Here is a 12,000-nt window from a genome sequence, read left to right on the forward strand (position 1 = left end):
CAAAAGAGCGGCCTTGTCCTGACAGGACAAGGCCGTTCTGAGTCGAGAGGGAACTCGTCTTTTCGAGCGCTAGATCTCCCTGCGCTGCATCGCACCGGCGATGGTGTCGGCCTGGCGGATCGCCAGCGACACGATCGTCAGCGTCGGGTTGCAGGCCGCACCGCTCGTGAACTGGCTGCCGTCGGACACGAACAGGTTCTTGATGTCGTGGGTCTGGCCGAACTTGTTGACCACGCCATCGCGCGGCTTCTCGCTCATCCGGTTGGTGCCCATGTTGTGGGTCGAGGGATAGGGCGGCGTCGGGTAGGTCACGGTGGCGCCGACCGCTTCGTAGACCGCGGAGCCCTGCTTGTAGGCGTGATCGCGCATTGCGATGTCGTTCGGATGGTCGTCGAAATGCACGCTCGCGACCGGCATGCCGAACTTGTCCTTCTCCTTCGGGTCCAGCGTGATGCGGTTGGTCTCCTGCGGCATGTCCTCGCCGACCAGCCACATGCCGGCCATTCGCGGATAGCCTTCCATCGCCGACGTGAAGGAGCGTCCCCAGGCGCCGGGATTGAGGAACGCCGCCATGAAGGGCAGGCCGAGCGACAGCGTCTCCATTTCATAGCCGCCGACGAAGCCGCGCTTCGGATCGTTCTTCGCCTCGTCGCGGATGATGCCGGCCATCGTGGTGCCGCGATACATGTGCACGGACTTCTCGAAGCTCGCATACACGCTGCCGGTCATGTGCCGCATGTAGTTGCGCCCGACCTGGCCGGATGAATTGGCGAGGCCGTCCGGGAACATGCTCGAGGCGCTGTTGAGCAGCAGCCGCGGGCTCTCGATCGAGTTGCCGGCGACCGCCACCACGCGCGCCTTCTGGCGCTGCATCGCGCCGGTCGCATCGGCATAGACCACGCCGGTGACCTTGCCGGATTGGTCGTGCTCGATCTTGATCACCATGCTGCCGGGGCGCACTTCGAGATTGCCGGTGGCCTCGCCCTTCGGGATCTCGGTGTAGAGCGTCGACCATTTGGCGCCGGACTTGCAGCCCTGGAAGCAGAAGCCGATCTGCTGGCAGGAGCCGCGGCCGTCACGCGGCTCGCTGTTGATCGCCATCCGCCCGGTGTGGACTTCCTTGTAGCCGAGCTTCTTGGCACCGGCCTCCATCACCTTGAAGTTATTGTTGCCGGGAAGTCCGGGGATGCCGTTGGTGCGGGTGACGCCCATCTTGTCTTCGGCCTTGGCGTAATACGGCTCCATCTCGGCGAGCGTGATCGGCCAGTCCAAGAGATTGGCGCCGGGGATGTTGCCGTAGGCGGACTTGATCTTGAACTCGTGCTCGTCGAAGCGCAGCGAGGCGCCGGCCCAGTGCGTGGTCGAGCCGCCGACGGCCTTCACGATCCAGGCCGGAATGTTGGGGAAGTCCTTGTGGACGCGCCAGCTTCCCGACGTGGTGCGCATGTCCGACCACGCGAGCTGGCTGAAGCTGTCCCACTCGTCGTTGATGAAATCCTGGTTCTCGATGCGTGCGCCGGCCTCCAGGATCACGACCTTGACGCCCTTCTGCGCCAGTTCATTGCCGAGCGTTCCGCCGCCGGCACCGGAGCCGACGATCACGACAACGCCGCTGTCATTCAGATCGAATTTTGCCATTGTGTCCTCCCGATCCGTTCAGGCCTTGGGCAGCCAGTCGATGTCGGCGAAGCCGCGCTTGATGTAGCCGCCATGCTCGGCGGAGGAGCCCTCGTAGCCGAACCGCGGCCACACCTCCTTGTTGTTGTAGAGCGAGACGATGAGGTCGCCGCGGACCTTCTGGAAGAACGCGCTCTCTTCGATCCGTTGCAGCAGCGCGACGCGGTCGTTCTCCCAGGCGACCTGCGCATAAGGCATCTTGTGGCGGTCGTTGGCCTCCTGATCGAGCCGGGCGACGCCGTCATTGATCAGCGATTTGACGGCCGGATCCTTGGCGGCCTTGTCGTCCCACGGCTTGACCGCCGTGATGTAGTAGCTGTCGCCGAGGAAATCGTGCGGATAGATGTCGCGCGCCATCTTCAACAGCGTCTTCATCGTGGTCGGCGTCAACGTCGAGGCGTCTTCGGCCCACGCATCGGTGATGCCGAGCCCCGTGGACGTCGCGATCGCGACTGCGGGTGCGGTGACGGCCGCGCCTTTGAGAAAGACACGCCGGTCATATTTGCTGCGTCGATCGATTTCTCTCATTGGGTTTCCTCCATCAATTATTTTGTAGTTGAATTAGCCGAACCGCCCGCCGCGCTGGATCACCTCGATCTTGTAGCCGTCGGGATCGGAGACGAAGAAGAAGCGCGCCAGCGTCTTGCCGTCATGCCTGAAGTCGCGCAGCGGCCCCGGCGACAGTTTCTCCTTCTCGAAGCGCGCATGCTCGGCATCGACGTCATCGACGACGACGGCGAGATGGCCGTAGCCGTCGCCGAGCGCGTAAGGTTCCTTGCGGTCGAAATTGACCGTGAGTTCGACCTCGAAGGGCGAGGACGGATGGCGCAGATAGATCAGCGCGAAATCGGGAAATCTCAGATTGTCCGCGATCTCGAGGCCGAACGCGCGCCTGTAAAAGTCGAGCGCCTTCGGCTCGTCGAGCACGCGGATCATCGAATGCACGGGTTTCGCCATTCAGTTCAGCTCCTTCAGATAGGCGATGATCATGGCGCGGGTTTCCGGCTTGGCCTGCCGATAGGTCATCACGCTGCCTGGGATCACCTCTTGTGGATTGGTCAGCCAGGCATCGAGGTGAGCGTCGTCCCAGACGAAATCCGCTTGGGCGAGACCTGCGGAATATTTGAAGCCGTCGGCCTTGCCGGCATGGCGGCCGACGATCTTGTAGAGCGACGGTCCCTGCCGGACCGGATCCGACGTGTTGGACGCGTGGCAGGTCGCGCATTGCTGCTTGAACAGCGTCGCCCCGTCGGGCGGCTTGGCGGCGGGCAGGGGCATCTGCGCGCTGGCCGTTTGCACTGCAAGCATTGCACCGCAAAATCCCAGCGCCAACGTCCACCTTGCGCGCAGCTTTGTCATATACATCACCGCCTCTGTGCAGTGACTGTAGGGGGCTGAAATCGGCCGTTGGTAGTAGCGGGCTGTTTCACAGCAGAACAAAGCTGGGCGATGATCTGGCGAGGAACCGGTGGTTGCCGCATATGCGGACGACAATTTCGCAAAATCACCGCGAAATCCCTGCACGATCACCACACGACGCAGCTTGCATTGCGTGTGCGCCGTTTGCGGAAATTCAGTCTTGCGCGATGGGGTTCAAGGGTCGGCGCTGCAAACGGCGCACACCCCGCGCCGCTCCGTCCATCGTCAATTAAAGTCCAGGAGAAATGGATGACGTTTGCAAAAACCAGCGTGCTCGCCCTTGCCATCTCGGCCGCGATGGCCGGCCCCGTCCTGGCACAGGGGGCGGCTACACCGGGTGCCCAGCCTCGCGGCGGTGCCGCGGGCGCAGGAACGATGCAGCAGGGCGGCGGCATGTCCGGCAGCGGCGATGACGAAATGGCCGCGCAGCCCGGCGCGCCGACGCAGAAGAGCGGCGCCGCCAAGTCGGGCAGCAAGGGAACGGTCGGCAGCAGCAGCGGCCGCACGACGTCGCCGAAGTCTGGTGGTTCCGAGATGGCGCCCGCAACGCCGGGAACCAAGAAGTACTAGGACGCGATGAGATTGCGTTGAAGCGTCATCGCGCTTTGACCTCTTGTTTGAACATGATCTCCGCGCAAACGCGTTCCGCGTTATCTGCTCTAGTCCCGCGATGATCGGATTCCGGACGCAGCGCACCGCACGTGCGCTGTGTCCGGTGCTCTCTGGAGGTCTGTTCTTCTGCCGCCTTTTCTTCACGCGAACCGGTATCGGCTTCGCTCGAAAACGCGCTAGTCGTCGAACCGGCGCGTCCCGCGGCCGGCCTTGATGTCGCTGCGGCGCTTCTTGCCTTCGAGCCGGCGTTGCTTGGAACCGAGCGTCGGCTTGGTCGGCCGCCGCGGCGTCGGCCGCACCATCGCTTCCCGCAGCATCTCGAGCAATCGCTCGATCGCATCGGCCCGATTGCGTTCCTGGGTGCGAAACCGAAACGCCTGGATCACGATCACGCCGTCCTTGGTCATGCGGCTGCCGGCCAGCCGCGCCAGCCGCTGCGCCGCGTCCGGCGGCAGCGCGATCTTGTGCGTGTCGAAGCGGAGCTGCGCTGCGGTCGAGACCTTGTTGACATTCTGCCCGCCCGGGCCGGAGGCGCGGACAAAGACGATCTCAATGTCGTTCTCGTCGATCGTAAGGTCGCGGGACACCCGCAGCATGACAGCACCCGGTGGAGGGAAGAATCGGCAGGCCGCAGGATAGCGGGTTTGGCTGGGCTTGGGTGGCGTTGATGCGGCGTTCGTTACGTCTGCTGCCGGCGCGCGCGGCTTACCCCTCTCCCCACCCTCCCCCGCAAGGGGGGAGGGAGCCCATCCGCTGGTGCGTCCCTAACAACTGAAACGTCTGCGCCAGACGCGACTTGGTGCGAGGAGCGAAGTGAGGTGAGCACGCCCGTCAGGCTCCCTCCCCCCTTGCGGGGGAGGGTTGGGGAGAGGGGTCGCCACAACGGTGGTGCGTATGAAGAACCGGACGCGCGCCGAGACCGCGTCAGTTCGCCTTCGGCGGCGTCGATACCGATTGCGCCGCGGCTTGCGGGGCGCGGCCGACGATCACGGTGAGCAGGCCGTTGCCCCAGAGCTTTTTGGCGACCCGCTTGGCGTCGTCGAGCGTCACCGCATCGACGATGGCGTTGCGCTTCTCGATGTAATCGATCGGCAGCTTGTCGAGCTGGTATTGCAGCATCGCCTGCGCGAGCTTGGACGAGGTGTCGAGCGCCAGCATCTGCGAGCCCTTCAGATAGGACTTCGCCTCGTCGAGCTCCTGCTGCGTCGGACCTTGCTCGGCGATCCGGCGGACCTCCGCATCGATCGCATCGACGGTCTCGCCGGCGCGGTCGGCGCGGGTGCCGGTGTTGCCGATGAACAGCGCGGAGTGATCCATCCAGAGCAGCGCTTCATAGACCGAGTAGGCCAGCCCGCGCTTCTCGCGCACTTCCTTGTAGAGCCGCGACGACAGTCCGCCGCCGCCGAGAATGTGGTTCACCACATAGGCGGGCATGAAATCCGGGTCGTGCCGGTTGATGCCCGGGCCGCCGAAGGTGACGACGGTCTGCGGCACGTCGAGCGGGACAAAGGCACGCTGCGGCGGCTTGGTCGCCACGACGTCGGGAATCGGCGTCAAGTCAGCCTTCGCCGGCAGGCCGCCGAAGGTCTTGTCCAGCAGCTTGCCGAGCGTCTCCGGGTCGACGTCGCCGACCACGGCAATGCGCAGCGTATCCTTGGCGATGACGCGGCGGACATAGTCCTTGAGGTCGGAGATCTCGATCGTCGGCACGCTTTCGATCGTGCCGGTGGCGGTCCGGCCATAGGGATGATCGCCGAATGCGAGCTCGAGGAACTTGCGCCCGGCCAGCGAGGACGGATTGGTCGATTCGCGGCGCAGGTTCGAGATCACCTGGGCACGGATGCGTTCGACGTCCTTGGGCTCGAAATGCGCCGAGGTCAGCGCCATCCGCAACAGGTCGTAGGCTTCGTCCTTGTTGTCCTTGAGCATGCGCAGCGAGCCGCGGAATTGATCGCGGTTGGACTGGAAGCTGAGCTCGATGGCGCGGCGCTCGAGCCGCTCGTGATAGGTCTTGGAATCGAGATCGCCGGAGCCTTCGTCAAGCAGGTCGGCGACCAGGTTGCCGACGCCGGGCTTGCCGGACGGGTCCTGGGCGGCGCCGCCGCTGAAGGCATATTCCATTGCGATCAGGGGCACGGTCGCGTCCTGCACGAACCACGCCTCGATGCCGCCGGGCGACACCAGCCGCTGGATCTTGGCCGCGGCCTGCGAGGGCACCGAAGTCAGCGTCAGCAGCGCGGCGCACGCGCCGCCGATCAGCGCCGCACGGCGGGTGAGGGAATAGGTCACGAGCGCTTCTCCTCGCGTTTCGGCGCAGTATCCTTGATCAGATATCCGGTCACCGACCGCTTCTTGTCGAGCCAGGTGGCGGCCGCACTGCGCACCTGCTCGGCGGTGACGGCGCGAATTCGCTCCGGCCAGTTCCTGATGTCCTCGATGCTTAAGCCCGTGGTCAGCGCCCCGCCATACCAGCGTGCCAGCGTCGCCTGGTTGTCCTGGGCGTAGATCGCCTCGGCGATGAGCTGGGTCTTGACCCGCTCGAGATCCTCGGCGCGCGCCGGGTTCTGCGCGAGATCGGCGATCACCTTGTCGATCGCGTCCTCGATCTGCGCAAACTCGACGCCCGGCTTCGGCGTCACCGAGATCGAGAATTGCGACGGGTCGAGCGAGGTGCCCTGATAGCCGGCGCCGGTCGAGATCGCGAGGCCCTTGTCGATCACCAGCGAGCGATAGAGGTAGGAGTTGGCGCCGCCGCCCATCAATTGCGCGAGCACATCGAGCGCCTGGCTCTCGCCGGCCGCCGCGGTGGTGGCCGACGGCACCAGATAATAGCGGCGCAGGCTCGGCTGCTCGACGCGCGGATCCGACAGCGTCACGGTGCGCGGCGCGGCCGGCATCGGCTCCTGCGGCCGGACCCGCTTTTCGGGGATCGCATGCTGTGCCGGGATCGGGCCGAAATTCTTTTCGACCAGCGGGCGGATATCCTTGACGTCGACGTCGCCGGCGATGACCAGGATCGCGTTGTTCGGTGCGTAGAAGCGCCGGTAGAAGGCGAGCGCATCCTCGCGGTCGAGCTTCTCGATCTCCTGGTGCCAGCCGATCACCGGCCGGCCGTAGGGATGGTTGAGATAGAGCGCGGCCATGATCTGCTCGGTGAGCCTTGCATCCGGATTGTTGGCAACCCGCATGTTGAACTCCTCGAGCACGACGTCGCGCTCGGGCAGCACGTTCTCGTCCTTCAGGATCAGGCCGGTCATGCGGTCGGCCTCGAATTCCATCATGGTCGGCAACTGCTCGCGCGGCACGCGCTGGAAGTAGCCGGTGTAGTCGGTGGAGGTGAAGGCGTTCTCGTTGCCGCCGACCCGCAGCACGGTCTGCGAGAACTCGCCGGCCGGGTGCTTGGCGGTGCCCTTGAACATCAGATGCTCGAGGAAATGCGCGAGGCCCGATTTGCCGGGCGTCTCGTCGGCGGAGCCGACCTTGTACCAGATCATCTGGGTCACGACCGGCGTGCGGTGATCGGGGATCACCACGACCTGCAGGCCGTTATCGAGCGTGAAGCTGGCGGGGCGTTCGGAGGTGACGGTGGTCTGGGCGCGGAGGCTGGCGCCCGGCAGCGGGATTGTCGAAACAAACGCGGCAGCGAACAAGGCAATCGATCGGCGGGAGCGCATCATGGTCCTTATGAAAGCCCGGACAAACGGCCGGGGCGCGAAAGCAAGCCATCGTACACGGTCGTGCCCGTGCCCGTCGTCACGAAGCGGAGAGACATCCGTCACTCCGCATTAAGCTTTGCTCATGTCGGCCTTCGCCCAAACAGGCCGAGCGTCACTGGATCGGTTTTCCGGTCATGACGTCGTATTGGCCGTCGTTCACCTTCGGCTTCATCGGGCCGGTGCCATAGGCATAGCCTGCAGACGGCGTCTGGTAGCCCGGAGGAGGCTCGGTCAGCGAGTCACGCGTGGGCTCGCCCTTGAACGGCTTCTCCTCGCTGCTGTTTCCCTTGAAGATGCCGAGCAGGCCACCATTGTAGCCGAGCTGGCTCGGCATCAGCGACGGATTGGTGTTCGTGCCGGGCTCGAGCGGCTCCTTGCGGCCCTCGGTGGCGGTCTGCTGCTTGCGGCCGGCCTCGATCTCGGCCGGCGTGAGCGCCACGGCCGACTCCCAAGGCTCCTTCTTGACTTCCTTCTTGCGCGCCGCGATGGCGGCCTTGCGGGCGGCGATATCAGGGTCCTTCGGCCAGTTCGGGGCGTTGACCTGGCTGGTCGAGGAGGGCGGGGGCAGGTCGAGCTTCGGCGGCACCACCAGCGGCGAGCGCTCGCGATAGTCGATGCCCTTGCTGGCCGCGCTCTTGGCGCCGAGCCCGGTCATCAAATTGTCGATGATCCGCTCTTCGAAGGTCAGGCCGTCGTCGCCGTCATCGTCGTCGTCGCCGGCACGCACCGGGCCGGCCGCCATGACCAGGCCGATGCCGGCCGCAACCAGTGCCAGGTGCAGGCCACGCAGCAGCGGCAGCCGGGACGTTTCGTTCAGATACAAGCGGGCTTTGGTGTTGCGCATCGCGCTATTCCCATCTCAAAATTCGCCAAAGCGATCACCGGCTTAAGGCTCAGTTCCGCTGGGTACAGGTCATCCGCTGACCGGCTCGTATCGGCCGGGATCAGGGCGCTTTTACGGCGGGAGTCCCCATCAGGGAATCATACAATAGGGCCGCCACACCAGCAACGATCGCCACATCGGCGAGGTTGAATATGTACCAATTGAAGGTTTTTCCGGCGATCTCGACATGAAACAGGGCAAAATCGACCACCGCGCCGTAGGCGAAGCGGTCGATGCCGTTCCCGATGGCGCCGCCGATGATCAAGCCGAGCGACACCGTCGCGAGCCAGGTCCGCGACCGCGCCATCCAGATCGCCAGCGCGATCACGGCGGCCGCCTTGATCACCATCAGCAGGATCTGGGCCGCCGGGGTCTCGCTCTGAAACCAGCCGAAGCTGATGCCGGGATTCCAGGCGAGCACCAGGTCGAAGAACGGGGCGACTCGGACCGGGGCCTGGTGGGCGATGTCGAGCACATGCAGTAACCAGAGCTTGGAGGCCTGGTCGGCGATCAGGGTGATGACCGCCGCCAGCACACCGGCGCGAACGGGCGAACTCAAGCCGTGACCCCCAGCGCCTTCCATTCGCGCAGCGCCTGGGCGTCGCGCGGCGAGACGTCGGGATATTCGGGATCCTCGCCAACCATCGGCAGGATCTTCCACGAGCGCGCGCATTTGGTGCCGACCGCCTTCTCGACCAAGACGGCAACGCCGGGCACCGCATCGAGGCGGAAGGCGTTGGCCGGCGCCTCGCCCTCGCGCACCTCGTAGTTCGAGGTGATGCAGACCTCGGCGAGGTCGATGTCGAACAGCGTTGCCAGCATCTCGCGGTCGGCGACGTAGATCACCGGCGATGCCTCGAGCGATGAGCCGATCCGCTTGGCGGCGCGTTCGAGCTCGAGCGCGCCAGTGACGACGCGGCGGACGTCGCGGATCGTCTCCCACTTCGCGGCGAGGGCGTCGTTGCGGAACTGGGCGAGACCCTCGGGGAACAGCGTGAGATGCACCGAAGGCTCCGCGTCCGGCCGGTACATGCGCCAGGCCTCGTCGGTGGTGAAGCTCAGGATCGGCGCCAGCCATTTCAGGATCGCGTCGCAGAGCAGGTCGATCGTGGTCAGCGCCGCCTTGCGCGCCACCGAGGACGGCGGATCGCAATACAGCGTGTCCTTGCGGATATCGAAATAGAACGCCGACAGCTCGGAATTCATGAAGGCCGCAAGGCTTGCGACGACGGTCTTGTAGTCGAACGCGGCATAGGCCTCGCGGATGGTCTCGGCGTGGCCGGCCAATTCGTGCAGCATCAGCCGCTCGAGCTCGGGCATCTCGGCAAAGCTGACCTTCTCAGCTTGCTTGAAATGATGCAGCGTACCGAGCATCCAGCGGATCGAGTTGCGCAGCTTGCGATAGGTCTCGATGGTGTTCTTCAGGATCTCCGGGCCGATGCGCTGGTCGTCGGCATAGTCGGTGGCGCAGACCCACAGGCGCAGGATATCGGCGCCCGAATCCTTGATCACCTTCTGCGGCTCGACGGTGTTGCCGAGCGACTTCGACATCTTGCGGCCGTTCTCGTCGAGCGTGAAGCCGTGGGTCAGCACGATGTCATACGGCGCGCGGCCGCGCGTGCCGGCGCTTTCCAAGAGCGACGAGTGGAACCAGCCGCGATGCTGGTCCGAGCCTTCGAGATACATCACGGTGTCGTTGCCGCCATCGATCTTGCGGACGATGTTGCCGAGCTGCGGGAAGTTCTGGCGGTCTTCCAGCACGAAGGCATGCGTCGAGCCGGAATCGAACCAGACGTCGCAGATATCGTCGACCTTCTTCCAGTTCTCGGACGCGCGCGTGCCGAGGAAACGCTCGCGGGCGCCGTCCATGTACCAGGCGTCGGCGCCTTCCTCCATGAAGGCCTCGGTGATGCGCTGGTTAACGACCTCGTCCTGCAGGATCTCGGCCGAGCCGTCGCTGTTCTCGCGCACGAACACCGCGATCGGCACGCCCCAGGCGCGCTGGCGCGAGATCACCCAGTCGGGGCGGTTGGCGATCATGCCGTTGATGCGGTTCTCGCCGGCCGGCGGCACCCATTGCGTGACCGAGATCGCGTGCAGCGCGCGGGCGCGCAGCGTGTCGCCCTTCTTCGCGTGGCCGTGCTCCGCCATAGCCCCGGGCTTGCCCGGGGCGTCCAGGATGGGTTTGTCCATCGCGATGAACCATTGCGGCGTGTTGCGGAAGATCACCGGCTTCTTGGAGCGCCAGGAATGCGGATATTGATGCTTGAGGCGGCCGCGCGCCAAGAGCCTGCCGGCCTCGATCAGCGCCTTGATCACGGCCTCGTTGGCATCGCCCTTCTCGCCCTTGTCGTTGAGCACGCGCTTTCCGGTGAAGCCGGGAGCCTGCGCGGTGTAGGCGCCGTTCTCGTCGACCGTGTAAGGGATCGCGGTCGGGATGCCGCGCGCATCGAGCTCGCGGGTGTTGGCCGTCCAGACGTCGAAGTCCTCGCGGCCGTGGCTCGGCGCGGTGTGCACGAAGCCGGTGCCGGTGTCGTCGGTGACGTGTTCGCCTGATAGCAGCGGCACGGTGAATTCGTAGCCGCCGCCAAAACCCTTCAACGGATGCGCGCATTCCACGGCGTCCAGCGTGTCGCCCGGGATATCGCGGACCTTCTCGTAGGAGGTGACGCGGGCCTGCTTGAACACCTCGGCGGCAAGTGCATCGGCCAGGATCAGCAGATCGCCGGTCTTCGCCCAATTGTCCGCGGGGGCGTCCGTCACCTTGTAGAGGCCGTAGGCGATCTTCGGCGAGAACGAGATCGCGCGGTTGCCGGGCAGCGTCCATGGCGTGGTGGTCCAGATCACCACCGAGGCATTGGCCAGCGCGCCATGCGCCGGCGAGGTGACCGGGAATTTCACCCACACCATGTCGGAGGTGTAGTCCTCGTATTCGACCTCGGCTTCGGCCAGCGCGGTCTTCTCGACCACGCTCCACATCACCGGCTTCGAGCCGCGATACAGCGTGCCGTTGGCGGCGAACTTCATCAGCTCGCGGGCGATCTGCGCCTCGGCCGGATAGCTCATCGTCTGGTAGGGATGGTCCCAGTCGCCGATGATGCCGAGCCGCTTGAACTCCTCGCGTTGCACGTTGATCCAGTGCGTCGCATAGGCGCGGCATTCCTTGCGGAAGGCGACCATCGCGGCGGAGTCGCGGAAGTCGGGCTTCTGCTTGCCCTTGGAGCGGTAGTTCTCCTCCTCGATCTTCCATTCGATCGGCAGGCCGTGGCAGTCCCAGCCCGGCACGTAATTGGAGTCGAAGCCGAGCATCTGCTGGCTCTTGGTCACGACATCCTTGAGGATCTTGTTCAGCGCGTGCCCGATATGGATGTTGCCGTTGGCATAGGGCGGGCCGTCATGCAGCACGAACTTGGCGCGGCCCTCGGCTTCCTGGCGGAGCTTGGTGTAGAGGCCGATGTCATTCCAGTATTTCAGGATTTCCGGCTCGCGCTGGGGCAGGCCGGCGCGCATCGGGAAATCCGTCTGCGGCAGGTAAAGGGTCTTGGAATAGTCCCTAGCGTCAGTCTTTTGGGCGTCGGTTTTTTGCGGCTTGTCGGACATGAAAGCTCTGATTTGGCTCGGAAAGGCGCGGATACGCGATCAATCGCGGGTGAAACGACGAAGTCCCGGTCTTGCGCCGAGCCTTCAGGCTCA

The 12,000-nt window shown here is 64.9% G+C and carries 11 protein-coding genes; 1 reads left to right on the plus strand and 10 read right to left on the minus strand.

Annotation, left to right across the window (positions count from 1 at the left end; genetic code table 11):
- Window positions 1–69: 69 nt before the first annotated feature.
- Genes ACVILL_RS19500 through ACVILL_RS19515 form a run of 4 tightly spaced genes read right to left on the minus strand, consistent with a single transcriptional unit; the run spans window position 70 to window position 2,955 of the window.
- Window positions 70–1,638: a GMC family oxidoreductase gene (locus ACVILL_RS19500; protein ID WP_456730544.1), complete on the minus strand. Its 1,569-nt coding sequence runs from the start codon at window positions 1,636–1,638 to the stop codon at window positions 70–72.
- Window positions 1,639–1,656: 18 nt separating this feature from the next.
- Complete coding sequence (locus tag ACVILL_RS19505; protein WP_456730545.1) at window positions 1,657–2,205, minus strand: gluconate 2-dehydrogenase subunit 3 family protein; 549 nt, start codon at window positions 2,203–2,205, stop codon at window positions 1,657–1,659.
- 33 nt (window positions 2,206–2,238) lie between these two features.
- A complete protein-coding gene (locus ACVILL_RS19510) occupies window positions 2,239–2,634 on the minus strand; it encodes a VOC family protein (RefSeq protein ID WP_456730546.1) in 396 nt (131 codons plus the stop codon).
- The gene (locus ACVILL_RS19515) at window positions 2,635–2,955 is read right to left on the minus strand and encodes a c-type cytochrome (RefSeq protein ID WP_456734299.1); all 321 of its coding nucleotides are present in this window, start codon (window positions 2,953–2,955) and stop codon (window positions 2,635–2,637) included.
- Window positions 2,956–3,345: 390 nt separating this feature from the next.
- Between ACVILL_RS19515 and ACVILL_RS19520 the strand changes: the two genes are divergently transcribed.
- Complete coding sequence (locus ACVILL_RS19520; protein ID WP_456730547.1) at window positions 3,346–3,666, plus strand: hypothetical protein; 321 nt, start codon at window positions 3,346–3,348, stop codon at window positions 3,664–3,666.
- 218 nt (window positions 3,667–3,884) lie between these two features.
- Here the strand turns inward: ACVILL_RS19520 and arfB are convergent, their stop codons facing one another.
- From arfB to ileS, 6 genes are all read right to left on the minus strand, one after another.
- A complete protein-coding gene (gene arfB / locus ACVILL_RS19525; protein ID WP_050426392.1) occupies window positions 3,885–4,304 on the minus strand; it encodes an alternative ribosome rescue aminoacyl-tRNA hydrolase ArfB in 420 nt (139 codons plus the stop codon).
- Between the two features lie 328 nt (window positions 4,305–4,632).
- Complete coding sequence (locus ACVILL_RS19530) at window positions 4,633–5,997, minus strand: M16 family metallopeptidase (RefSeq protein ID WP_456730548.1); 1,365 nt, start codon at window positions 5,995–5,997, stop codon at window positions 4,633–4,635.
- Complete coding sequence (locus ACVILL_RS19535; RefSeq protein ID WP_456730549.1) at window positions 5,994–7,385, minus strand: M16 family metallopeptidase; 1,392 nt, start codon at window positions 7,383–7,385, stop codon at window positions 5,994–5,996. Before ACVILL_RS19535 ends, ACVILL_RS19530 begins: the two co-directional genes overlap by 4 nt.
- Window positions 7,386–7,536: 151 nt before the next feature.
- Window positions 7,537–8,268, minus strand: coding sequence for a hypothetical protein (locus ACVILL_RS19540; protein ID WP_456730550.1), 732 nt, complete (start codon window positions 8,266–8,268; stop codon window positions 7,537–7,539).
- 100 nt (window positions 8,269–8,368) lie between these two features.
- The gene (lspA, locus tag ACVILL_RS19545; RefSeq protein WP_456730551.1) at window positions 8,369–8,890 is read right to left on the minus strand and encodes a signal peptidase II; all 522 of its coding nucleotides are present in this window, start codon (window positions 8,888–8,890) and stop codon (window positions 8,369–8,371) included.
- Window positions 8,863–11,907 carry an isoleucine--tRNA ligase gene (ileS, locus tag ACVILL_RS19550; RefSeq protein ID WP_456730552.1) on the minus strand — a complete coding sequence of 1,015 codons (3,045 nt, stop codon included), beginning with the start codon at window positions 11,905–11,907 and terminating at the stop codon, window positions 8,863–8,865. The genes lspA and ileS overlap by 28 nt, the downstream gene beginning before the upstream one ends.
- Window positions 11,908–12,000: the final 93 nt, after the last annotated feature.

This window comes from Bradyrhizobium sp. USDA 3364 (assembly GCF_054056355.1).

Coding starts and splice junctions, on each gene's coding strand:
- ACVILL_RS19500 (WP_456730544.1), bottom strand. CDS start 1,638: ATGGCAAAATTCGATCTGAATGACAGCGGCGTTGTCGTGATCGTCGGC.
- ACVILL_RS19505 (WP_456730545.1), bottom strand. CDS start 2,205: ATGAGAGAAATCGATCGACGCAGCAAATATGACCGGCGTGTCTTTCTC.
- ACVILL_RS19510 (WP_456730546.1), bottom strand. CDS start 2,634: ATGGCGAAACCCGTGCATTCGATGATCCGCGTGCTCGACGAGCCGAAG.
- ACVILL_RS19515 (WP_456734299.1), bottom strand. CDS start 2,955: ATGCCCCTGCCCGCCGCCAAGCCGCCCGACGGGGCGACGCTGTTCAAG.
- ACVILL_RS19520 (WP_456730547.1), top strand. CDS start 3,346: ATGACGTTTGCAAAAACCAGCGTGCTCGCCCTTGCCATCTCGGCCGCG.
- arfB (WP_050426392.1), bottom strand. CDS start 4,304: ATGCTGCGGGTGTCCCGCGACCTTACGATCGACGAGAACGACATTGAG.
- ACVILL_RS19535 (WP_456730549.1), bottom strand. CDS start 7,385: ATGATGCGCTCCCGCCGATCGATTGCCTTGTTCGCTGCCGCGTTTGTT.
- ACVILL_RS19540 (WP_456730550.1), bottom strand. CDS start 8,268: ATGCGCAACACCAAAGCCCGCTTGTATCTGAACGAAACGTCCCGGCTG.
- lspA (WP_456730551.1), bottom strand. CDS start 8,890: ATGGAAGGCGCTGGGGGTCACGGCTTGAGTTCGCCCGTTCGCGCCGGT.
- ileS (WP_456730552.1), bottom strand. CDS start 11,907: ATGTCCGACAAGCCGCAAAAAACCGACGCCCAAAAGACTGACGCTAGG.